Here is a 22,048-nt window from a genome sequence, read left to right on the forward strand (position 1 = left end):
AAAGCCAGGCGTCAGCGCGTGGCGGCGTCCTCGGCCTCTTCCAGCAGGACATCGGCCGTGATGACGTAGTCGGCGTCGGGATGCAGCTCGGCACCCAGCGCCAGTTGCTGCGCCGCGGCGGCCAGCGTCGGCGCGCCCTGGAAGGTGGCATTGAGTTCGGCCAGCAGGAGGCCCATGTCCTTGTGCATCAGGGCGGCGGGGAATTGCGGCGCGAAGTCGCCCTCGCGCAGGGCCGCCAGCTTGCGCTGGTGGTGGGGCGAGAGCACTGCCAGATCACCGAACACCTCGAACAGCACCTCGGCATCGAGACCGGCGCGGGTGGCATAGGCCAGGGCTTCGGCCAGGGCGGCGAGACCCGCGCCCATCAGGCCGTTGATGGCCAGCTTGATGGCCGCGCCCTGCCCGGTCGGACCGACGTGATGCACGGTCTTGCCCAGGGTTTCGAGGATCGGCCGAGCACGCTCCACGGCCTCGGGTTCGCCGCCGGCCAGGACCACCAGTTGCGCCTGTTCCGCCTCGGGCGTGCTGCCGGACACCGGCGCCTCGACCACGGCGATGCCACGGGCACGACCAGCGGCTTCCAGGCGCAGCGACAGCGCAGGCGAATTGGTGCTGGTGTTGATCAGCAGGCGACCGCTTTCCAGACGGGCGAGGACGCCGTCGGCGCCGAGCAGGACCTGTTCGAGAATGGCGTCGTTGGGCAGAGAGACGATCACCACTTCCGCCTGGGGCAGCAGCGTCGCCAGCGGCTCCATGGGCGTGCCGTGGCGCTCGCCGTCCTGCTGGTGCTCGGCGTAGGCGCGGACCGGATAGCCGGCCTCGCGCAGGTTGGCGCCCATGCGCTGAGCCATGGCGCCAAAGCCGATGAAACCGATCGAGGGATGCGCGGACATGAGGGGGAGCTCCCGGTAGAGGATGGTGGTATCTCGACTCTACCTCCGGGCCGGGGTTCCGCTCCTGGAGACCAGTCTGCACCGTCGCTGGACGAGGGACTCTTCAGACCAGGCTAGATCCCGCTGAACCAGTTGTAGCCCTGGTCCTCCCAGTACCCGCCAGGATAGTCGTTGGTCACGAACAGCGCCTGGATGTGCTTGGGATTCTTGAAGCCGAGCTTGGTGGGCACTCGCAGGCGCAGCGGATAGCCGTAGTCCGGCGGCAGCGCTACCTGGCCGAAGTCCAGCGCCAGCAGGGTCTGGGGGTGCAGCGCCGAAGCCATGTCGATGCTGGAGTAGTAGCGGTCGGCACACTTGAAGCCGACGTACTTGGCCGTGGTGTCGGCGCCGATGCGTTCGAGGAAGGTACGCAGGGGCACCCCACCCCACTGGCCGATGGCGCTCCAGCCCTCGATGCAGATGAAGCGGGTGATGTCGGCGCGCTGCGGCAGGCGGCGCAGGTCTTCGAGGGTCCAGGCCTGCTTGTTGGCGACCAGGCCGGAGACCTCCAGGCGGTAATCGCTCAGGTCGACTTCCGGGACATTGTATTCGGGGTAGAAGGCGTTGAAGGGAAAGGGATCGGTGATCTGGCTGGCGGCATAGGTCGGCGCCAGGCGCTCGCGACCGAACAGCCAGGCCTGCACCCGGTCGTTGAAGCGCGACATGGACCAGAGCACCTTGTCGACGCTGTCGCCGTCCTGCAGGTTGCAGCCGCTGAGCATGGCCAGGGCACCCACCGTCAGGCCCTGCTTGAGCAGCAGGCGTCGTTGCAGATTCTCCACCTGCCGCTGTTGCGCCGGTTCCAGGCGCAGGCGTTCACGCCGACTCATCGTTAACCTCCTCGTGCGCCCGACCGGTGATCATCGGCGGCAGGGTGCGGGGGACCAGGATGACCAGGGCCAGGTGTACGACGACGAAGGCGCCGATGCCGGCCATGGCGAAGAAATGCACGTAGCGGGCGGTGTCGAAGCCGCCGAGCAGGGCCGCCAGCCCCTGCAATTGCACCGGTTTCCAGATCGCCAGGCCGGAGAGCACCACCAGCACCCCGAGGGCCAGCACGCCCCAGTAGAGGAGACGCTGCACGGCGTTGTAGGTGCCGAGGTGATGCCCCAGACGCAGGCGCACGGCCGCTGCGAAATCACGGCCGATGGCGCGCGGTGACAGCGGCAGGAAATCCCGCCGGAAGTGGCCGCTGAACAGGCCATAGAGCAGATAGATCAGGCCGTTCGCCAGCAGTAGCCAGAAGACCGCCAGGTGCCAGGCGATGGCGCCGCCCAGCCAACCGCCGAGGGTCGCCCAGGCGGGAAAGGTGAAGGGGAACAGCGGCGAGGCGTTGTAGATCGCCCAGCCGCTCATGAACATGCAGGGCATCGCCAGGGCGTTGAGCCAATGGGTGAGGCGCACCGGCCAGCGGTGCACCAGACGCCGTCGCGAGGTGGTCATGGCATTTCCCTCTTCACCGCGAGATGGAGGCGGTCGCCATCCTAATCAGGCGACCGCGGGGGGGTCTTACATGGGCGGGGTGAAACCGTCCTTACCGACAGCCACGCCCTTGGCGTGCTTGCCATCTTCGGCGGGGAACAGCACCACCTTGGCGCCAGGCTTGAGCAGGCTGCGGTCGCCCTTCTCGACATAGGCGATGGGCACGTCTTCCGGTACCACCAGCTGCTTTTCACCGCCCTTGTACTGCACGGTCAGGGTACGGCCGTTGGCCTTCTTGAGTTCGCCCACGGTGCCGTTGGTCATGGTGCCGGTGCTGCCGTCGGCGTTTTCCCAGCCGTAGTGGCCTTCACCGGAGCCGCGCAGGCTGGCCTCGAACACGGTCACCTCCAGCGCCTTGAGGGTGCCATCGGGCTGGGGGGTGGCGGCGGAGCCGATGAAGCTGTTGGCTTCGATGCGATCCAGGTTGGCCTTGGACACGGCGCGGTAGCTGGTCTTGTCGTCCAGCATCAGGGTCTGGTGGGCGCCATTGCGGGTGGTGAAGGCCAGGGTGTCGCCTTGGACGCTGTCCACGGTGCCACGCATGGGCTTGACGGTGGGCATGGGCGCGGCCTGGGCCAGCAGGGCACTGCTGGCGAGCAGCAGGGCAAGGGAACCACGGAGCAGGGTCTGGGTACGCATGAAACCTCCTGGGATAGGGAATCGCCCCGCCACAGTGCGACGCGTGGGGGGTCAGCAAGATGACCGGCGAATGACAAAAATGTCACCCAGCGAAGCGACCGGAGGCCCTACCATTACGCCATGCACATTCTCCTCATCGAAGACGACCAGAAGACCGGCGAGTACCTGAAGAAGGGCCTTGGTGAATCCGGCTACGCGGTCGACTGGACCCAGCACGGCGCCGATGGCCTGCACCTGGCGCTGGACGGCCGCTACGACCTGGTCATCCTCGACGTCATGCTGCCCGGCATTGACGGTTGGCAGATCATGGAAGTCCTGCGCAAGAAGCACGACGTGCCGGTGCTTTTCCTTACCGCCCGCGACGGCCTGCAGGATCGCATCCGCGGCCTGGAGCTGGGCGCCGACGACTACCTGGTCAAGCCTTTCTCCTTCGTCGAGCTACTGCTGCGCATCCGCACCCTGCTGCGCCGCGGCGTGGTGCGCGAGCCCGAGCACTTCCACCTGGCCGATCTGCAGCTGGATCTGCTGCGGCGGCGGGTGACCCGTGGCGACGATCTCATCGTCCTGACCAACAAGGAGTTCGCCCTGCTGCATTTGCTGCTGCGGCGCGAGGGCGAGGTGTTGTCGCGCACCCTGATCGCCGCCGAGGTCTGGGACATGAACTTCGACAGCGACACCAACGTGGTGGACGTAGCCATCAAGCGGTTGCGCGCCAAGGTCGACAACCCCTACCCGGTCAAGCTGATCCATACCGTGCGCGGCATCGGCTACGTCTGCGAGGTACGGCCTTGAGCGCGCGGTCACCCTCGCTGATCCTGCGCGCCACCCTGGGCTTCGCCCTGGTGGCGTTGCTCGCCGTGGGCGGCGCGGGCGCCTTTCTCTACCACAGCCTGGAACGTACCGTGCTGGAGCGCGCCGACTACGCCCTGCTCGGTCGCCTGGCGCACTTTCGCAGCCTGCTCAGTGCCGACCTGTCCCTGGAGACCCTGGGCCGCAGTCCGCAGCTGTTCGCCAATATGCTGGGCAACGAGCAGGACGTCTTTCTCATCGGCACGCCGGGCGCCAAGCCGGTGATCGCCTCCAACCCGCTGCAGATCGCCCTTCCCGACCTGATCGTCATCCCCCAGACCCGGCGGCCGACCCGGGCCGACCTGCGCGAAGGGCGGCTGGCCGACGGTACTCGCTGGCGTGCGGCCCGGGTCGCGGTGAATACCCCCGAGGGACCGGTGGAACTGACCGCCGCCCATGTGCTGCGCAACGAGGACACCACCCTGGCCGATTTCCGTCTGGGGCTGCTCGGCGCCGTGACCCTGGCCTTCCTGGCTACCGCCGGGCTCGGCTATCTGCTGCTGCGCCGGGGCCTGGCCCCCTTGCGGCGCATCGCCCGCCATGCCGGTGGCATCACTCCAACCCGGTTGGCCGCCCCCCTGGAACTGGCCGATGCTCCACGCGAGCTGCAACCGCTGGTGGAAAACTACAACGCCATGCTGGCGCGGCTGGCCGACGGCTATGGTCGGCTGGTGCAGTTTTCCGCTGACCTCGCCCACGAGATCCGCACCCCGATCAATGCCCTCATGGGCCATACCGAGGTCGCCCTGCGCCAGGTGCGTGGCACCGAGGAATACCAGACGCTGCTGGCCTCCAACCTGGAGGAGCTGGAGCGCATCTCGCGGCTGGTGGAAAGCATCCTCTTCCTCGCCCGCGCCGATGACGCCCAGGCGGTACTGACGCCGCAACCGCTGCAGCTGGCCGAGGAGCTGACGCGCATCGCCGATTATTTCGAAGGCCCGGCCGACGAGCGCAGCCTGCGCCTCGTCGTGGCAGGCGGCGGTGAGGTGATCGCCGATCCGCTCATGCTCCGCCGCGCCCTGAGCAACCTGGTGGCCAATGCCATCCGCTACGCCGAGCCAGATGGCGAGATCCAGCTGCAGGCGGACGGCGGGCGCATCCGCGTCAGCAATGCGGGGCCTGCCCTGGCGCCGGAACACCTGCAACGGTTGTTCGATCGCTTCTACCGCGCCGACCCGTCCCGCCATCAGCCCCATGATTCCAATGGCCTGGGCCTGGCCATCGTCGCCGCGATCATGCGTCTGCATGGTGGGCGCGCCGAGGTCGAGCAGGATGCGCGGGGTATTCATTTCAGGCTGGTCTTCCCGACCCCGGTCGCCTGAACCGCGACCTGCCGCTCAAACCACGCAACCGCCCGTCACCAAAGGACTTTTTCCGCTTGCCCAGCACGGCTATGGGCTGCATCGACCCGCCCACTACTGTACATTCATCTACCTTAGGCAATAAGCAAGGGTGGTAGGCGATGAGCGTGGATGTCGAACTGGTGCTGGCCGGCAAGATCGGCTTCGCGGCGCACCAGAACGCGGTGCCCGTGCTGCGTGAATTGCGCCTCACCCACAGCGGCCCCGAACCCCTGGCCGACCTCAGCCTCACGGTGACTGCCGAGCCGGCTTTCGTGGTGCCGCGTACCTGGCACCTGGAGCGCCTCGATCCCCAGGGCACCCTCTATCTCGATGATCGTGACCTCGAATTCGACGCCGCCCTGCTCGGCAGCCTCCAGGAAAGCCTGGTCGCCCAGCTGACCTTCACGGTGCGCCAAGGTGACGAGATCCTGCAGACGCGGCGCTATCCGGTCGAGCTGCTGGCCCGTAACCAGTGGGGCGGCGTGGACAGCATGCCGGAACTGGCGGCGGCCTTCGTCATGCCCAACGATCCGGCGGTGGATCGCCTGCTGGGCGCTGCCGCCGAGGTCCTGCGTCGCGCCGGCAAGTCCACGGCGCTGGATGGTTACGAGGGGGAGTCGCGCCGCCGGGTCTGGGAGCTCAGTTCGGCGCTCTGGTCGGCCCTGTGCGGCTTGCAGCTGACCTACGCAGTGCCGCCGGCCAGCTTCGAGCGCCAGGGCCAGAAGATCCGCACGCCCGGCGCCATCCTCGACGGTGGCCTGGCCACCTGCCTGGATCTCGCGCTGCTCGCCTGCGCGGCCCTGGAACAGGCCGGTCTCAACCCGCTGCTGGTGATCACCCACGGCCATGCCTTCGCCGGGGTCTGGCTGCAACCCCAGGAATTCGCCCAGCTGCTCACCGACGATGCCGAGCCGGTACGCAAGCGGGTAGCGCTCAAGGACCTACTGGTATTCGAGACCACCCAGGCCACCGCCTCCCCGCCGCCGTCCTTCAGCCAGGCAGTGCAACTGGCCGAGCGCCAGCTGGACGACGACAGTTTCGTGCTGGCCCTGGACATCCGCCGCGCCCGCCTGCAACGCATCCGCCCACTGGCGGTGCCCGGACAGCTCGCCACTCCCCTGGACGGCTTGCTGCTGCCGGGTGAAGCCCTGGAAGAGGCCCCACCGCTGCCAGCCTTCGACGTGGACGTCGAGGCCGCGCCCACCACCCCGGTCGGTCGCCTGGCGCTCTGGCAGCGCAAGCTGCTCGACCTCACCACCCGCAACCGCCTGCTGCACGTGCCGGAAAACGCCCGCAGCGTGCCCCTGCTCTGCCCCGAACCGGCGGCGCTGGAAGATCGCCTGGCCGAGGGCCGGGCGCTGCGCCTGGTGCCGTTGCCGGACCTGGCGGTAAGCGGTCGCGACGCGGTGCTGCACGAGGCGCGTGAACACGAGAATCTGCAAGACGAGTACGCCCGTGGTGCCCTGGCCCGCGGCGAGGTGGTCGCCCCCCTGGATGCGACCAAGCTGGACGCGGCCCTGGTAGAGCTCTATCGGCGCGCCCGCAGTGACCTCGACGAGGGCGGTGCCAATACCCTCTACCTGGCGCTGGGTTTCCTGCGCTGGAAAAAGGCCGCCGACGATCCCAAGCATTACCGTGCCCCGCTGATCCTGCTGCCGGTGCGCCTGGAACGGCAGAGCGCCGCCAGCGGCATCACCTTGCACCTGTTCGAGGACGAGCCGCGCTTCAACCTCACCCTGCTGGAACTGCTGCGCCACGATTTCGACCTGGATATTCCCGGACTCGATGGCCCTCTGCCCGGGGATGGCAACGGTATCGACGTGGACGGGATCTGGACCAAGGTCCGCCGCGCGGTGCGCGACCTGCCCGGCTTCGAGGTGAGCAGCGAGCTGCTGCTCGGTCAGTTCTCCTTCGCCAAGTACCTGATGTGGAAGGACCTCACCGAGCGCAGCGACCAGCTGATGGAAAGCCCGCTGGTGCGGCACCTTTTGGAGCGCACCAGCGAATCCGGCGCCTACCTCAGCGGCGGCAGCTTTCCTCGCGAGCGCGAGCTGGATCGCCAAGTGACCCCGGCCGAACTTTTCACCCCGTTGCCGGCGGATTCTTCGCAACTGGCGGCGGTACTGGCCTCGGCCAGCGGCCAGGATTTCGTCCTCGACGGCCCGCCCGGTACCGGCAAGTCCCAGACCATCGCCAACATGATCGCCCACAACCTGGCGCTCGGCCGGCGGGTCTTGTTCGTCGCCGAGAAGCGCGCGGCCCTCGACGTGGTGTATCGCCGCCTGGAGGCCCAGGGGCTCGGCGAATTCTGTCTGGAGCTGCATTCGAGCAAGGCCTCCAAGGCCGAGGTGCTCAAGCAGCTGGAGCGCGCCTGGGACACCCGCGACGGCCTCGATGAAGAGGAATGGCTGGTCGAGGCCGCCGAGGTGGAGCGCCTGCGGGATCGTCTCAACGCCGTGGTGGAGCGCCTGCACCGCCGCTGGCCCAATGGCCTGACCCTGCAGCAGAGCATTGGCCGCGTCCTGCGCGACGCCGCCCCCGATACCCCACGCCTGGCGTGGTCCCAGGCCGATGCCCACGACGCCGAGGCCCTGGCCGAACTACGCACCGCGGTACGCCGCCTGACCCTGCATGCTGAGACCGGGCGCAGCCTGGCGGCGGATTTCGCCCTCTTGCCGGCGCATCCCTGGTCCAACGCCTGGCAGGACGCCCTGGTCACCGCTGCCGAACGCCTGCGCGACACCCAACACGACCTCCAGCAGGCGCGGCAACGCCTGCGTGACGTCCTCGGCCTGCCGCTGGCCGACCAAGTGGCGCCCCGCCGCCTGCTGGACTTCGCTGAACTGCTGCAAAGCGCCGCCGGCCAGGACCTGGCCTTCGCCTTCGGCCCTGGCGCCGCCGAGCGCCAGCGTCACCTGGGACGCGCCCTGGAATTGCTGGCGGACTACCAGGCACTGGAGCGCGAGCTGTCGGTACCCTATGCCGCCGAAGCCTGTCGCCGCGTCGCCCTGACCCAGCTGGAAACCGCCTGGGATGCCGCCGGCCGCCGCTTCTGGATCTTCGCCAGCCGCGCCCAGCGGCAGGTCACCCAGGACCTCGCCCGCCAGGGCGAAACCCAGGGTCAACCCGATGTAGCTGCCGACCTGCCGCGCCTGCGCCGCCAGCGTACCCTGCTCACTGAGCTGGACGACCTGGCGCCTACCCTTGGCAGCATCAGCGGCTGGCAGGGCGTCACCAGCGACCTCGACGCCCTGCTCGCCCGTCGCGCCCTGGCCGAGCGGCTCGGCACCGCGCTGCCAACCCTGGCGGAAACGCCCGAGCAGTTGCTGGCCCTGCGCCAGGCGGCAGCGCGCCGGTTGCAGCATCCCGAGGATCAGCCGGAGGACACCACCCTGGCCCCAGCCAGCAGTGCCTTCGCCGAGGCCCTGGATGCGGCCGAAGCCGCTCGCCAGGCATTCGCCGCGCAGGCGGGACTGGCCGGTGATACCGCCGCCGCCGAGCTGGTGCGCACCGCCGCCGCGCTGCTGCGTCAGCCGGGTCGGCTCAAGGCCTGGTGCGATTGGCAACGCGTTCGCGAGGAAGCCGAGGCGCTGGGCCTGACGGCGCTGATCGCCCGTGCCACGACCGCCGCGGCCGACGACCTCCCGGCCCTGTTCGAGACCGCTTATGCCCGCTGGTTCGCCGCCACCGCCCTGGACGCCGAGCCGCTGCTGCGCGATTTCGTCCCGGCCGAACACGAGAGCGACATCCTGGCCTATCGCCGGTTGGACGACCGGCTGCAGAATCTGGCCGTGCGCCATATCCGCGCCCTGCTCTGCCATGGGCTGCCGCCGAAGAACGACGCGGCGCGCCAGGGCGGCGGCTTCGCCGTGCTCAAGCACGAACTGCAGAAGCAGCGCCGGCACAAGCCGCTGCGCCAGCTGGCCCTGGAAATGGGCGACGCCCTGGCGCGGCTGGCGCCCTGCATGCTCATGAGCCCGCTGTCCATCGCCCAGTACCTGCCTCCGGATGGCGGCCTGTTCGACCTGGTGATCTTCGACGAAGCCTCGCAGATCGCTCCCTGGGACGCCGTGGGCGCCATCGCCCGGGGCGTGCAGGTGGTGATCGCCGGCGACCCCCGGCAGATGCCACCAACGCGCTTCTTCGACCGCGCCGCCGGCGAGGACGACACCGCCGAGGACCTGGAAAGCATCCTCGACGAATGCCTGGGCGCCGGCATCTATAGCCACAGTCTCAACTGGCACTACCGCAGTCGCCACGAGAGCCTGATCGCCTTTTCCAACCATCACTACTACGACGGCAAGCTCATCACCTTTCCCGCGCCGGAGATCCGTCCGAGCGCGGTGGAATGGCGACGGGTCGACGGCGTCTACGCCAAGGGCAAGGGCCGCCACAATGCCATCGAGGCCCAGGCCATGGTCGCCGAAGCGGTCAAGCGCCTGCTCGATCCGGCCTTCGCCGGCCTCAGCCTGGGCATCATCACCCTCAACAGCGAACAGCAGCGGCTGGTCACCGACCTGCTCGACCGCGCGCGCCAGCAGCACCCGGAGATCGAGGCGCACTTCGCCGAAGACCTGGCCGAGCCGGTGGTGGTCAAGAACCTGGAAACGGTCCAGGGCGACGAGCGCGATCTGATCATGCTCGGCATCGGTTTCGGTCCCACCGAGCCGGGCGCCAATACGATGTCGATGAACTTCGGTCCGCTGAACAAGGACGGCGGCTGGCGTCGCCTCAACGTGGCCGTGACCCGGGCGCGACGGGAGATGCTGGTGTTCTCCTCCTTCGATCCGGGGCTGATCGACCTCAACCGCACCAACGCCCGCGCGGTACGGGATCTCAAGCTGTTCCTGGAATTCGCGCAGCGGGGGCCCCAGGCCCTGGCGGCTGCGGTCAAGGGTTCCCTGGGCGGGCACGACTCGCCCTTCGAAGAAGCCGTGGCCCAGGCGCTGGAAGCCAAGGGCTGGCAGGTGGTGCCACAGATCGGCGTCTCGCGCTTCCGTATCGACCTGGGCATCGTCCATCCCGACCGGCCGGGCGACTATCTCGTCGGCATCGAATGCGACGGCGCCACCTATCACAGTGCCGCCACCGCCCGCGACCGCGACAAGACCCGCAGCGCCATCCTCGAAGGCCTGGGCTGGACGCTGTTGCGCGTCTGGTCCACCGAATGGTGGATCGACCGCGCCGGTGCCACCGAGCGCCTGCATGGCGAGATCGAGCGGCTGCTGGAGGAGTCGCGGGCGAAGGCTTGAGGGGCTGTTGGGCTTCGCTGCGCTCAGCGCCAACCTACGGCGGTTTACCTCATGCCGTAGGTTGGGCTGAGGCAGCTCCATCGCCGAAGCCCAACAATCCGGGCATGACCTTGGCACCGTTGGGCTTCGCTGCGCTCAGCGCCAACCTACGAGACACCTGCTCACACCGAGTCACCCCCTCTCCCTCTGGGAGAGGGCCAGGGTGAGGGCTGCCGATGGCCAAAGGTGGCAATTGGTTGAGGTTGTGGGAGTGTTGAGCTTAGCTGGGTTGAGATGGCTCCATGGCCGAAGTCCAATGTTCCGCGCTATACCCTGGCGCCGTTGATGGGGGCGACCCTCACCCCACCCCTCTCCCCGAGGGAGAGGGGGCGGATGGCGGCTTGTCCCCTGGTATCGCGCTGCCAGGGCGTCCGTAGCGTGGAAAACCGCACCGCGTTTTCCACTGTTCCCCCCTGCACCTGGACGCGAACAAGGCGCCGCCGTTATCCACCCCAGGCGGCATCCCTGCTGCGTAGGTTGGCCTGAGGCAGCTCCATCGCCGAAGTCCAACAAACCGAGCTCGACCTCGGCACCGTTGGGCTTCGCTGCGCTCAGCGCCAACCTACGGCGGTTTGCCTGGTGCCGTAGGTTGGGCTGAGGCAGCTCCATCGCCGAAGCCCAACAAGCCGAGCGTGACCTCGGCACCGTTGGGCTTCGCTGCGCTCAACGCCAACCTACGGCGGTTTGCCCACCACTCAGCGGTATCAGAGAATATTCAGCGGATACTCGGTGATCAGCCGCGTCTCGGCCACGGTGCCGCCGGTGCTCTGACTGCCGGAATGCCAGGCCTGGCGCAGGCGGAAGCTCAGGTCCTTGGCCGGGCCGTCCTGCAGGACGTACTTGGCCTCCAGATCCGTCTCGTGCTCCTTGTCGCCATCGCCATAGAGCCCGGCATAGGCCGAGTCCGCCGCCATCCGGGTGCCGTCGATGCCACTGCCGCGGGTATGCCGCACCATCAGGTTCAGCCCCGGTACGCCGTAGCTCTCCATGTCCAGGTCGTAGCGTACCTGCCAGCTGCGCTCGCCCGGACCATTGAAGTCGGAGAACTGCATCGAGTTGCCGAGCAGGATGGAATCACCGAAGGAACCCGGCAGCGGCGCCCCGAAGACTGCGTAGTCGAAGGGTTGGTCACCGTGGATGCGCTGGTGGATCAGGGTGAAGGTATGGGCGCCGGTCTGGAAGGCGGCAGCCAGCGAGCCGGCGGTGTTGGCGATGCTGCCGGCCTTGGCGCTGCCAGCGTCCAGGGTGCGATAGAGGTTGGCGTCGAGGGTCAGACTCCGCCCGGCGGCCAGCGGCAGTACATAGTTGAGGTTGCCGTAGTACTGGTCCCAGACGTCCTCGAAGTGCCCGGCGTAGAGCGAGGCGCTGAAATGATCGCTGAACTTGTAGACGCCCCCGGCATAGCTGGCCGAGGCTGCCTCGACCCCCGCGTAACCGGCGAAGATGCCGCCGTCCGAGCCGGTGGTGCGCGGCGCCGTGGCGGCGGTGAAGTGGCCGCCTTCCAGCACCAGGTGATCGACCTCCTGGCTCACCAGGCTCCAACCGCGTGCGGTCTGGGGAAACAGCCAGTTGCCACCCGCCGCCAGTACCGGCGCCGTGGGTTGCTGGTCGCCGTACTTGAGCACGGTGTTGGAAACGCGCAGCTTGACCGCCGCGCCGCCCTTGCTGAATTCGCTGCGCTGGCTGCCGTCGCCGTCCACCGGCATGTTCGGGGTGTTGGCATGGCCGTCGCCGCCATCCAGCTTGAGGCCCAGGTAGCCATAGGCGTCCACCCCGACCCCCACGGTGCCCTGGGTGAAGCCCGAGGTGTAGTTGAGCAGGAACGCCTGGGTCCAGCTGCGCGGGTCGCGGCTGTTGCGGGCCTCGGCGCCATGGCCGTCACCCTCGTTCTGGCGCAGGTAGTAGTAGTTGCGCAAGAGCAGGGTCAGGTCACCGTCTTCGACGAAGCCCTTGGCATCGGACTGCTGACTGGCCAGGGCGGCACCGGTGAGGAGCAGACCGGGCACGCCGAGCAGCCAGACGCTCTGACGGGCAAAGGGGGAAAACAGCGATAGCGTCATGGGCGGTTCACTCACAAGATCTTAAAGGGGAATCGTTAGGTCGCGAACGAGTTTGCCAGCTAGCGCCTGTGCATACCACTTCGCTGACCGCCGTCATCGTCCGGTAACCTGACCGTGCTGCGCTGGTGGTTCGCCCCTCGCCGCCCGTGGTTTCCCATGTCCAGCCAGTCCCCTGCCGTCGATCTCGCCTATCGTCCTCGTCTCGCCGATCTGCGTCCCTTGCTGCCGGAGCCCCTGCCCGGCCTGCGTGCCGAACCCCGCATCACGCCCGCCGTCAGCCTGACGGATCGCATGGGCTACCAGGCCGATTTTCTCGGCGGCTTCCTGGTCCCCTGGCCGCACCCGGGCGCGGCCCTGGCCAGCGATGTCTATCCCCTGCCCGCCTCCGCTGACCGTCTGGACTACACCCACTTTTCCGTGACCCTCTCGCGCAGCCGGCGAATGGCGCTCTGGGTCGGCGTCAATATCGATGGCGGTCAGCAGGTGGAGGTCAAGCGCGGCCGCGATGCCTGGGCCTATGACGGTCGGGTGCCGCTGGAGGCCCAGCTCGGCGAGGCGCTCTATGCCGACAACCTGCTCGACCGGGGTCATCTGGTGCGCCGCCAGGATCCCAACTGGGGCCCTGCGGCCATCCAGGCCAACCAAGACACCTTCCACTTCACCAACTGCGCCCCGCAGATGGCCGCCTTCAACCAACAGACCTGGCTGGAGCTGGAAGACTATCTGCTCGACAACACCCAGCGCTGGCAGGCACGCATCACCATCTTCAGCGGCCCGGTGCTGCGCCCGGACGACCGGGTTTATCGCGACGCCCGGATTCCCGAGGCCTTCTGGAAGGTGGTGGCCTATCTCGGTGACGACGGCAAGCCCTCCGCCAGTGCCTACCTCATCGACCAGCGCCGGGAGCTGGACGCGCTATCCATCGCCTTTGGCCGCCTGCGCACCTACCAGTGCAGCGTCTTGCGCATCGAGCAGCTGACCGGCATCGACTTCGGTCCCCTGGCCGACCATGACGGCTTTTCCAACGAAGAGCGCGCCACCGGCAGGCCCGTCGAACGGGCCATCCAGGGCCCGGCCGACATCCGGCTCTAGCCTGGCTGGACGCAGGCGCGCGACAGGCTGTTGCGCACCCCCAGCAACGCCAGCAGGATCAGCCCCGCCAGGTAGAGCTGAGCGGACCCGCTGAGGCCCAGCCAGGGCACCAGGGTGCTGACCGCCAGGGCCGGCAGGCAGAAGGCCAGGTAGCTCAAGACATAGAAGGCCGCCAGCAGGCCGGCTCGCTGGGCCGGCTCGGCCAGGGGCAGCAGACTGCGGGTGGCGCCGAGAAAGCCGCTGCCGAAGCCCGCTCCAGTTACCAGGGTACCCAGGGCGAAGAGCCCCAGCTGACCGCTGGCCACCGCCAGCCAGAGCAGCGCCGGACCGGCCACCAGGGTGCCCGCGCCCAGGCGCAGCAGCCGCGCGGCGGGCCAGTGGCGCAGGCCATGCAGGCTGGCGGCGCCGGTCAGGGTCAGGCCGGCCACCACTACCCCGCCCACCAGGATCGAGGAGGTGCCGGTGGCCGTCTTGATCAGCCCCGGCATCAGCGAGAGATAGAAACCGCCCACCGCCCAGACCGCCAACTCCAGCGGCAAGATCCGCCACAGCATGGCACGCGCCTGGGGCGGTATCGCCAGCTGAGGCCGGAGCGCGGCGAGCAGCCCGGGCCGGCGCGCCAGGGGATCGGGCAGGCGCAACAGCAACAGGCCCTGCACCAGGAAGAGCGCCAGGAACAGCCGATAGACCAGCTGCAGCGGAGCGGGCGCGAACTCCACCAGCAGGCCGCACCCCAGGGCGCCGCCGGCCATGCCCAGCAGGGGCGCCAGGCTGTTCAGCCAGGGGCCGCGTCCGGCATCCATGTCGAGCAATGCCGCGCCCAGGGCGCTGGTGGCGATACTGGTCGCCAGCCCCTGCAGGGCGCGGGCGAGCACCAGATCCGCCAGGCCCTGTACCTGATGGAACAGCAGCATGGCGCCCATCTCCAGTACCAGCGCCGCTAGGATCACCGGGCGTCGACCCAGGTGATCGGACAGCCGCCCACCCACCAGCAAGGCGGCGAGCAGGGTGAAGGCATAGACGGCGAATACCCAGGTCAGCCAGAAGGTGGAGAAGCCCCAGGCCTGCTGGTAGCTGGCATAGAGCGGCGTTGGCGCACTGGAAGCCGCCAGGAAGGTAAAGAGCACCCCGCCCAGCAGGATCAGGCGGGCGGTGGAAGAGCCATTCGCGGAGACCATGCCTATCCCTTAACGCTAATTAATTGCTTTAAAGCCTGAGCCCTTTGCGTACCAAAAGCAATGCGTTTGCGTTAAGGGACGGGTATCCTGTCGCCATGACCACCAAGCAAGCTCGTCCCGGCGGCCGCAGTGCCCGCGTCCAGCAAGCCATTCACGAGGCCGTCCTGGCGCTGTTGCGAGAGCAGCCACGAGACGCCCTGACGGTGCCCCTGATCGCCGCCCGCGCCGGCGTTACCCCTTCCACGCTCTATCGACGCTGGGGCAACCTGCCTAGCCTCTTGGCCGATGTCGACCTGCAGCGCCTGCGCCCCGACCAGCCGCCGGAGGACACCGGCAGCCTGAGAGGCGACCTCGAACGCTGGCTGGAACACTATGTGGACGACCTCGCCTCGACGCCTGGCCAGGCCATGCTCAGGGATGCCCTGGCCGCCACCGATCCGGGCTGCGCGGTGCGCTGCACCGAACCGACCCGGGAACGCCTGGAGCTGATACTCGAACGCGCCCGGTTACGCGGCGAGCCGGCGCCAGGTCTGGACGCCCTGCTCGACGGCCTGGTCGCCCCGCTGATCTATCGCACCCTGTTTGGTGCCGAGCGTCCGGCCATGCCGTTGTGCCTCGACCTGCTCGCCCGGGTGTTGCGGCCGGACCGGTAGCGAAAACCGCCCACCCGGAAACGACGATGCCCGAACCTTTTCAGGTCCGGGCATCTCGTCCAACGGCAGGACCCGAAGGGGTCCGCTAGCGGTCGCGTTTAGCCAGCGACTACCTTGTTGACGGGCTGGGTACGACGACCCAGGGCACCACCGATGGCCGCGACGATACCGCCCACCACCAGGCTGATCAGCAGCACCCAGCTGGCCTGGGAAACCTTGCGTGCGGCCACGTCAGCGGCTTCGCGAGCCTTCTGCTCGGCCTCGGCCTTGAGCTCCTGATACTTGGCATAGGCCTGCTGATAGGTCTGCTGAGCCTTGTCGACGATGGCATTGGCCTCGGCGTCGCTCTTGCCGGTACGGGCCTTGATCAGGTTGACCAGGGCCTGGCGATCGGCGGCGTTCCAGGCCTGGTCGCCACGCTGCTGCAGACGATCCAGCAAGGCATTGAGCTGGTCATCGGTCTGCTGCGGGTTGTTGGCGCTGTTCTGGGCAGTGTTCTTGGCATCCTGCTTGGCACCCTGGGCCTGCTGCTGGAGATTCTGCGGCTGCAGGGCGGGCTTGCCGGTCTGACGCAGCGCGGTTTCCAGCTCGTTCTGCAGATCACCCAGGTCGAGTTGGATACCCTGCTGACGCAGTTGATCCTGAACCTGGTTGGTCAGGGCCGGGGCCGCCTGGGACAGGCCGCTGCCAATCATCGACAGGCCACTGCCCGCCACGTTGACGCCGGTGCGCACCACGGCACTCACGGCGCTGGACACCAGATAGACGCTGACCAGGGTCACGGTGGCCCAGACCAGGATGCCGTGCAGCGCGCCTTCGCGTTGCGCCAGGCGACCGGCGATCCAGGCGCCGATGAAGACCGAGACCACGGCGCTGACACCGACCCAGATGCCGGTGCCCTTGCCCAGGCCATCCAGCGGATTGGCTTCCTGTTGCGGATCGATGGAGGCGGTGCCGATGGCCGTGCCCAACAGGCTGAGCAGCAAGGAGACGGTCAGGGCGATGACCACGCCCGCGATGATCGAGCTCCAGGAAATGCGCTTGAGCAGGGGGGCGGTGGCCCGGGTGGCCGGGTAGGCAGGTGTCTGGTGGGCGTCGTAGGACATGGCAGGTGCTCCGGAAGGATCATGGGAAGAAGTTATTGTGGTAACGGATGGATACCCTCGCGCTTTCACAAGTTCCCAAACCAGCATTCCAGAGCCACCAAAGGTCGTCTGACCTCAGATGTCTGCTAGCCCATCAGGATATCGGCCAGCAGCTTCACGTTGAGCACCACGATCAGCCCCGCCACCGCCCAGGCCAGCACCGCCGTGAAGCGCTTGATCACGAAGGAGCCCATCAGCTGGCGATCCGAGACGAAGCGCACCAGCGGGATCACCGCGAAGGGCAGCTGCATGGACAGCACCACCTGGCTCAGCACCAGCAGCTTGGCCGTGCCGCTCTCGCCATAGAGACCGGTCACCACCACCACCGGGATGACGGCGATACCGCGGGTGATCAGACGCCGCGCCCAGTCGGGGATGCGCAGCGAAAGAAAGCCTTCCATGACGATCTGGCCAGCCAGGGTCGCGGTTACGGTGGAGTTGATGCCCGACGCCAGCAGGGCGACCGCGAACAGCAGCGAGGCGATCCCCACGCCCAGCATCGGCGACAGCAGGTGATAGGCGTCCTGGATCTCGGCCACGTCGGTACGACCGGCACTGTGGAACACGGCCGCGGCGGTGATGAGGATGGCCGCGTTGACGAACAGCGCCAGCATCAGCGCCAGGGTGCTGTCTGCCACCGCCCAGCGCAGCCCCATGCGCCGCCCCTCCTCGGTTCGCGGATAGGCGCGGGTCTGGACGATGGACGAATGCAGATAGAGGTTATGGGGCATCACCGTGGCACCGATGATGCCAATGGCCAGGTACAGCGCGGCCGGGTTGGTGACGATCTCCGCCTTGGGCAGAAAGCCGTCGAACACCGCGGCCAGGGACGGCTGGGCCAGCACCATCTGCACGCCGAAGCAGACGAAGATCAACGTCAGCAGCGCGATGACGAAGGCTTCGAGCCAGCGAAAGCCGCGGTTCATCAACAACAGGATGAGAAAGACGTCGAGCGCCGTGAGGATCGCGCCCCACATCAGGGGAATGCCGAACAGCAGATTGAGGGCGATGGCCGTGCCTATCACCTCGGCCAGGTCGCAGGCGATGATCGCGATCTCGCAGGCGAGCCACAGCAGCAGGCTGACCGGACGCGAATAGCGGGCGCGGCAGGCCTGGGCTAGATCCAGCCCGGTGGCGATGCCCAGGCGCGCGGCCAGGGCCTGCAACAGGATGGCCATCAGATTGGACAGCAGGATCACCGATAGCAGCAGGTAGCCGAATTGCGAGCCACCCGCGAGGTCCGTGGCCCAGTTGCCCGGGTCCATGTAGCCCACCGAGACCATGTAGCCCGGGCCGACGAAGGCCAGCAGCCGGCGAAACCAGCTGCCGCCTTCGGGCACCGGAATACTGGCATTCATCCGCCCCAGGCTGGGCCGGGCGGACGACGAAGGCTCCTGCCAGGCAGGTTCGACGTAGCTGGCGGATTCTTTCATGGCTGACTCGTTCGGCAAGGTAGGACTACCCTTTGGAGAATTTAGCCTAGGCTAAAATTCACACATCCAGCAATAAAAAATCTCTATCTCATCCGTCGATAACGCCCACTGGCGAAGGAATCTTTGGTATTCGCCGGCAACTCGGTCAAAATGGCGCCCGAGCGCTTCCCTCCGAAGCGCCTTGGCTCTTGCGGAGAAGGTCATTCAGGTGGGCAACATGACAAAGGACGACGAACTGCTGAATCGGTTGGTCGATCCATCCATTCATATGGAAGGTTTTCAACAGGTCCGCGAGGCGCATCGTCAGGAGCTGATCGAAGACTATGTCGAGCTCATTTCCGATCTCATCCGGGACGGAGGTGAAGCGCGCCAGGTGGACATCGCCGCGCGCATCGGCGTCGCCCAGCCCACCGTGGCCAAGATGCTCAAGCGCCTGGCCGCCGCCGGCTTGATCGTGCAGCGCCCCTATCGCGGGGTCTTCCTGACGCCCGAGGGCGAAGCCCTGGCCGAAGCCAGCCGCGCGCGCCACCATGTGGTCGAGACCTTCCTGCTGACCCTTGGGGTAGACGCCGACACTGCCCGCCGCGATGCCGAGGGCATGGAGCACCACGTCAGCGAAGCCACCCTGGAAGTCTTCCGGCGCTTCATCGCCAGCCGCCAAGGCTGAGGCTACGGCTTTAGTCGAAAGTCGCGGCCTTCCCCTTCAGAAAATCCAGGCACCGTCGAAGTAGTAGAAGTCATACTTTCACTTCTGTCGGTGTCCTGCCATGTTCAATCGCCATCTGAAGACCGAGCTCGCCCAACTACGGGCCGAGGTCGCCGAACTGCGTCAACTGCACGCCGGCTTCGAAAGCCAGGCACTCAGTCTTACTGTCGATGACCGTGGCAACATCGAGCGCGTCAACGAGCGCTTCTGCCGCGAGATGGGTTACCGCCCCGAGAATGTGGTCGGTCGTCCGCTGGACGCCTTCATTCCCGAATACGTCAAACAATTGCCCTGCTACCGCGACCTCAAGAGCGCCCTCAGTCAAGGCACCCAGACCAGTGGCATGTATCGCCTGCTGCGCTCCAATGGCCAGGAGGCCTGGCTCTATTCGACCTGGCAGCCGCTGCGCGACACCCAGGGCCGGATCCACAAGACCATCTGCTTCGCCAACGATCGTACCGAGCAGGTTGAGACCTCCACCGAGCACTCCGGCCTGATCAACGCCCTGCTGCGCTCCACCGCCGTCATCGAATTCAACCTGGCCGGCGAGGTGCTCACCGCCAACGACCGCTTCCTGCAGGGCATGGGCTATTCGCTCAAGCAGATCCAGGGCAAGCACCACCGGTTGTTCTGTACCAGCGAGGAAGCCAACTCCGCCGATTACCAGGCGTTCTGGGCGCGACTGAACCGCGGCGAATTCATCGCCAGCCGCTTCAAGCGGATCGACAGCCACGGCCGCACGGTCTGGCTGGAAGCCTCCTACAACCCGGTGCTCAACACCCGTGGCCAGCTGTACAAGGTGGTGAAATTCGCCACCGTCATCACCGAGCAGGTGGAGCAGGAACAGGCGGTGGCCGAAGCGGCCAAGGTGGCCTTCGACATCTCCCAGCAGACCGACGAGAGCGCCCGTCAGGGAGCCGAGGTGGTGCAGGACACCGTCTCGGTGATGCGCAAGATCGCCGAGGAACTGCAGGTGGCCTCCAATGGCATCGAGGCCCTGGGCGAGCAGTCGCTGGTCATCAGCACCATCGTCAAGACCATCAGCGGCATCGCCGAGCAGACCAACCTGCTGGCCCTCAACGCGGCCATCGAGGCCGCCCGCGCCGGTGAACAAGGCCGTGGCTTCGCCGTGGTGGCCGACGAGGTCCGCCAACTGGCCGGTCGCACCAGCAAGGCCACCGAGGAGATCGTCGGGGTGGTGCAGCAGAACCAGCAGCTGGCGCAGACCGCCGTGGCCAACATGGCCGCCAGCAAGCATCAGGCGGAACAGGGCCTGCAGCTGGCCAACGCCGCTGGCACCCGCATCACCGAGATCCAGGACGGTGCCCAGCGCGTGGTGGGTGCGGTGGGTCAGTTCGCCCGTCGACTGAACTGAGCCCTGCCCTGGCTCCCGCCTCAGGCCGGAGCCGGACGCCGTCGCCCCAGCAGCCCCACGGCGGCCAGGGTCACCCCCAGGCTGACCAGCAGGCACAGCCCGAGCAGGCCACGGTCACCCCAGCTCTCCCGCGCCAGGGCATAGCACCAGGGTGCGGCCGCCGAGAGCAGGAAGCTCGGCGCCAGCAGCTTGCCGGTCAGGCGCGCATAGAGCGCCCGGTCGAACAGCTCCAGCGGCAGGCTGGCGCGCAGTACCGCCACCAGGCCATTGAGCGCGCCATAGAGAAAGACGAAGCCAGCGGTCAATAGAAGATGACCGTCGCTCGCCAGGGCCAGGGCGAAACTCAGCGGCAGCCCCAGACCCAGGAGCAGATTGAGCTGGCGCGCCGACAGCCGCTGTCCGGAGGCCAGTTCCGCCAGCCGTGCGCAAACCTGGCCGATGCCCCAGAGCGCGGCCACGCCGACCGGTACGCCCCGCTCGGCCAGCAGCGCCGGCAGATGGGCCGAGAGCCCCGCCGAAAGAAAGCCGATCAACGCCATCCCGGTGGCGAACAGCACCCCAGCCAGGCGTGGCGAACCACCCGCCACCGCGGGCGGCAACTCGGCACTGGGCAAACGTCCGCGGACATTGGGCAGCGGCACGAGCAACAGCAGGCCAGCCAGGGCGATGCCGGCATAGACCACCAGGCCCAGGCGCCAGCCCAGCACCTGCAGCAGCCAGTGGCCCAGGGGCCAGAACACCGCCGAGGCCAGGCCGCCCAGCAGGGTGATGCGCACCATCACCGCCCGCGAGCGCTCGCCCGCCAGCCGGGCCAGGGTGGCGAAGGCGGCGTCGTACAATGACAGCCGCATACCCACGCCCAGGGTCACCCAGGCCAGGTAGAACAGTGGCGCCGATTGAGCGGCCGCAAGGCCGAGGCAACCCAGGGCATCGAGCACCAGGCCGAGCTGCAGGGTGCGGCAGCCACCCAGGCGTTCGATCACCGCGCCACTGAAGGGCGACACCAGTCCCATGGTCAGCATCGCCAGCGAAAAGCCGCCATAGACCCAGCGCGCGTCCCAGCCGAGCCCCGCCGCCATGGCCGGACCATAGACTCCGGGGAGATAAAAGGCCAGGCCCCAGGCCAACAGCTGCATCAGCCCCAGCTGCCAGATGGCGCGGTCGCTCGGCATCGGCGTCATCAACGCGTACCCGGGGTGCGATCGCCTTCGCCCAGACTGAGCTGCATCAGGACCGTGTCCACCCAGCGGCCGTGCTTGAAGCCCACCGCCTCGAAGGTACCGACCATGCGAAAGCCCTGGCGCTGGTGCAGGGCGATGGAGCCCTGGTTGGCACTGTCGCCGATCACCGCCACCAGCTGGCGAAAGCCCGCCGCCGTGCAGGCCGCGACCACCTCTTCCAGCAACCGCCGACCGATGCCCTGGCCGCCGAAACCTTCACGCACGTACACCGAGTCTTCCGCGGTATGGCGATAGGCCGGTCTTGGACGGTAGAGCACGGCGTAGGCATAGCCCACCACTTCGCCATCCCGTTCGGCGACCCGGTAGGGCAGACCAGCCTGGCGCACGGCGGCGAGCCGACGTTCCAGCTCCAGGACATCCGGCGGCTCCAGCTCGAAGCTGGCGCAGCTATGCAGCACATGCTGGGCATAGATGGCCTGGATGGCAGGTAGATCGGCGAGGGTGGCGTCGCGCAGCTGCAGATCGGTGTTCACGGAGGCTGTCCATCCAGGGAGTCGAGGGAGCGATCATGCCGGGAGGACCAGCCAAAGACAAAGCTGTGCTCGACTAACCCTGGCCCTAGCAAAACCTCGGCATGCGCGGGCTCGATGTCATCCAGTTGCACCAGGTGGTGAGCGCGCTGCGCCACC

17 protein-coding genes are annotated in these 22,048 nt (G+C 67.6%); 7 read left to right on the top strand and 10 right to left on the bottom strand.

Annotation, left to right across the window (positions count from 1 at the left end; genetic code table 11):
* Positions 1–11 precede the first annotated feature (11 nt).
* The 4 genes from APT59_RS15960 to APT59_RS15975 all read right to left on the bottom strand — a co-directional run bounded on the left by APT59_RS15960 (position 12) and on the right by APT59_RS15975 (position 3,053).
* Positions 12–893 (bottom strand): NAD(P)-dependent oxidoreductase, encoded by an 882-nt coding sequence (locus APT59_RS15960; protein WP_059315753.1) that lies wholly within the window; start codon positions 891–893, stop codon positions 12–14.
* A 113-nt stretch (positions 894–1,006) separates the two neighbouring features.
* Positions 1,007–1,762 carry a molybdopterin-dependent oxidoreductase gene (locus APT59_RS15965; protein WP_017640012.1) on the bottom strand — a complete coding sequence of 252 codons (756 nt, stop codon included), beginning with the start codon at positions 1,760–1,762 and terminating at the stop codon, positions 1,007–1,009.
* The gene (locus APT59_RS15970) at positions 1,749–2,375 is read right to left on the bottom strand and encodes a cytochrome b/b6 domain-containing protein (RefSeq protein ID WP_017640013.1); all 627 of its coding nucleotides are present in this window, start codon (positions 2,373–2,375) and stop codon (positions 1,749–1,751) included. Before APT59_RS15970 ends, APT59_RS15965 begins: the two co-directional genes overlap by 14 nt.
* Before the next feature lie 66 nt (positions 2,376–2,441).
* Entirely contained in the window at positions 2,442–3,053 is a 612-nt protein-coding gene (locus APT59_RS15975; RefSeq protein WP_017640014.1) for a hypothetical protein, read from the bottom strand.
* Between the two features lie 120 nt (positions 3,054–3,173).
* Between APT59_RS15975 and APT59_RS15980 the strand changes: the two genes are divergently transcribed.
* The 3 genes from APT59_RS15980 to APT59_RS15990 all read left to right on the top strand — a co-directional run bounded on the left by APT59_RS15980 (position 3,174) and on the right by APT59_RS15990 (position 10,497).
* On the top strand, positions 3,174–3,845 hold the full coding sequence (locus APT59_RS15980) for a heavy metal response regulator transcription factor (protein ID WP_059315754.1): 672 nt from the start codon (positions 3,174–3,176) through the stop codon (positions 3,843–3,845).
* Positions 3,842–5,224, top strand: coding sequence for a heavy metal sensor histidine kinase (locus APT59_RS15985; RefSeq protein ID WP_059315755.1), 1,383 nt, complete (start codon positions 3,842–3,844; stop codon positions 5,222–5,224). Before APT59_RS15980 ends, APT59_RS15985 begins: the two co-directional genes overlap by 4 nt.
* Before the next feature lie 140 nt (positions 5,225–5,364).
* Positions 5,365–10,497: a DUF4011 domain-containing protein gene (locus tag APT59_RS15990; RefSeq protein WP_059315756.1), complete on the top strand. Its 5,133-nt coding sequence runs from the start codon at positions 5,365–5,367 to the stop codon at positions 10,495–10,497.
* A 743-nt stretch (positions 10,498–11,240) separates the two neighbouring features.
* Here APT59_RS15990 and APT59_RS15995 read toward each other — a convergent pair.
* A complete protein-coding gene (locus APT59_RS15995) occupies positions 11,241–12,596 on the bottom strand; it encodes an OprD family porin (protein ID WP_059315757.1) in 1,356 nt (451 codons plus the stop codon).
* 156 nt (positions 12,597–12,752) lie between these two features.
* Between APT59_RS15995 and APT59_RS16000 the strand changes: the two genes are divergently transcribed.
* Positions 12,753–13,688 carry a DNA/RNA non-specific endonuclease gene (locus APT59_RS16000; RefSeq protein WP_059315758.1) on the top strand — a complete coding sequence of 312 codons (936 nt, stop codon included), beginning with the start codon at positions 12,753–12,755 and terminating at the stop codon, positions 13,686–13,688.
* On the opposite strand, the gene APT59_RS16005 is transcribed toward APT59_RS16000, so the two are convergent.
* A complete protein-coding gene (locus APT59_RS16005) occupies positions 13,685–14,866 on the bottom strand; it encodes an MFS transporter (RefSeq protein ID WP_059315759.1) in 1,182 nt (393 codons plus the stop codon). The genes APT59_RS16000 and APT59_RS16005 overlap by 4 nt on opposite strands.
* A 95-nt stretch (positions 14,867–14,961) precedes the next feature.
* On the opposite strand from APT59_RS16005, the gene APT59_RS16010 reads away from it, so the two are divergent.
* On the top strand, positions 14,962–15,519 hold the full coding sequence (locus tag APT59_RS16010) for a TetR/AcrR family transcriptional regulator (RefSeq protein WP_059315760.1): 558 nt from the start codon (positions 14,962–14,964) through the stop codon (positions 15,517–15,519).
* Positions 15,520–15,617: 98 nt separating this feature from the next.
* Here APT59_RS16010 and APT59_RS16015 read toward each other — a convergent pair whose 3' ends face one another.
* Both APT59_RS16015 and APT59_RS16020 read right to left on the bottom strand, forming a co-directional pair.
* Positions 15,618–16,625, bottom strand: a complete 1,008-nt coding sequence (locus APT59_RS16015) for a hypothetical protein (RefSeq protein ID WP_059315761.1) — start codon at positions 16,623–16,625, stop codon at positions 15,618–15,620.
* Between the two features lie 125 nt (positions 16,626–16,750).
* Complete coding sequence (locus tag APT59_RS16020) at positions 16,751–18,022, bottom strand: Nramp family divalent metal transporter (protein ID WP_237140620.1); 1,272 nt, start codon at positions 18,020–18,022, stop codon at positions 16,751–16,753.
* Between the two features lie 292 nt (positions 18,023–18,314).
* On the opposite strand from APT59_RS16020, the gene mntR reads away from it, so the two are divergent.
* The gene (gene mntR, locus APT59_RS16025) at positions 18,315–18,764 is read left to right on the top strand and encodes a manganese-binding transcriptional regulator MntR (RefSeq protein ID WP_059315763.1); all 450 of its coding nucleotides are present in this window, start codon (positions 18,315–18,317) and stop codon (positions 18,762–18,764) included.
* A 100-nt stretch (positions 18,765–18,864) separates the two neighbouring features.
* The gene (locus APT59_RS16030) at positions 18,865–20,178 is read left to right on the top strand and encodes a methyl-accepting chemotaxis protein (RefSeq protein ID WP_059315764.1); all 1,314 of its coding nucleotides are present in this window, start codon (positions 18,865–18,867) and stop codon (positions 20,176–20,178) included.
* Positions 20,179–20,198: 20 nt separating this feature from the next.
* On the opposite strand, the gene APT59_RS16035 is transcribed toward APT59_RS16030, so the two are convergent.
* Both APT59_RS16035 and APT59_RS16040 read right to left on the bottom strand, forming a co-directional pair.
* On the bottom strand, positions 20,199–21,359 hold the full coding sequence (locus tag APT59_RS16035) for an MFS transporter (RefSeq protein WP_059315765.1): 1,161 nt from the start codon (positions 21,357–21,359) through the stop codon (positions 20,199–20,201).
* The gene (locus APT59_RS16040) at positions 21,359–21,892 is read right to left on the bottom strand and encodes a GNAT family N-acetyltransferase (protein WP_059315766.1); all 534 of its coding nucleotides are present in this window, start codon (positions 21,890–21,892) and stop codon (positions 21,359–21,361) included. The genes APT59_RS16035 and APT59_RS16040 overlap by 1 nt, the downstream gene beginning before the upstream one ends.
* Between the last annotated feature and the right edge of the window lie 156 nt (positions 21,893–22,048).

The organism is Pseudomonas oryzihabitans (assembly GCF_001518815.1).
GTDB lineage: Bacteria > Pseudomonadota > Gammaproteobacteria > Pseudomonadales > Pseudomonadaceae > Chryseomonas > Chryseomonas oryzihabitans_E.

Coding starts and splice junctions, on each gene's coding strand:
- APT59_RS15960 (WP_059315753.1), bottom strand. CDS start 893: ATGTCCGCGCATCCCTCGATCGGTTTCATCGGCTTTGGCGCCATGGCT.
- APT59_RS15965 (WP_017640012.1), bottom strand. CDS start 1,762: ATGAGTCGGCGTGAACGCCTGCGCCTGGAACCGGCGCAACAGCGGCAG.
- APT59_RS15970 (WP_017640013.1), bottom strand. CDS start 2,375: ATGACCACCTCGCGACGGCGTCTGGTGCACCGCTGGCCGGTGCGCCTC.
- APT59_RS15975 (WP_017640014.1), bottom strand. CDS start 3,053: ATGCGTACCCAGACCCTGCTCCGTGGTTCCCTTGCCCTGCTGCTCGCC.
- APT59_RS15980 (WP_059315754.1), top strand. CDS start 3,174: ATGCACATTCTCCTCATCGAAGACGACCAGAAGACCGGCGAGTACCTG.
- APT59_RS15990 (WP_059315756.1), top strand. CDS start 5,365: ATGAGCGTGGATGTCGAACTGGTGCTGGCCGGCAAGATCGGCTTCGCG.
- APT59_RS15995 (WP_059315757.1), bottom strand. CDS start 12,596: ATGACGCTATCGCTGTTTTCCCCCTTTGCCCGTCAGAGCGTCTGGCTG.
- APT59_RS16000 (WP_059315758.1), top strand. CDS start 12,753: ATGTCCAGCCAGTCCCCTGCCGTCGATCTCGCCTATCGTCCTCGTCTC.
- APT59_RS16005 (WP_059315759.1), bottom strand. CDS start 14,866: ATGGTCTCCGCGAATGGCTCTTCCACCGCCCGCCTGATCCTGCTGGGC.
- APT59_RS16010 (WP_059315760.1), top strand. CDS start 14,962: ATGACCACCAAGCAAGCTCGTCCCGGCGGCCGCAGTGCCCGCGTCCAG.
- APT59_RS16015 (WP_059315761.1), bottom strand. CDS start 16,625: ATGTCCTACGACGCCCACCAGACACCTGCCTACCCGGCCACCCGGGCC.
- APT59_RS16020 (WP_237140620.1), bottom strand. CDS start 18,022: ATGAATGCCAGTATTCCGGTGCCCGAAGGCGGCAGCTGGTTTCGCCGG.
- mntR (WP_059315763.1), top strand. CDS start 18,315: ATGACAAAGGACGACGAACTGCTGAATCGGTTGGTCGATCCATCCATT.
- APT59_RS16030 (WP_059315764.1), top strand. CDS start 18,865: ATGTTCAATCGCCATCTGAAGACCGAGCTCGCCCAACTACGGGCCGAG.
- APT59_RS16035 (WP_059315765.1), bottom strand. CDS start 21,359: ATGACGCCGATGCCGAGCGACCGCGCCATCTGGCAGCTGGGGCTGATG.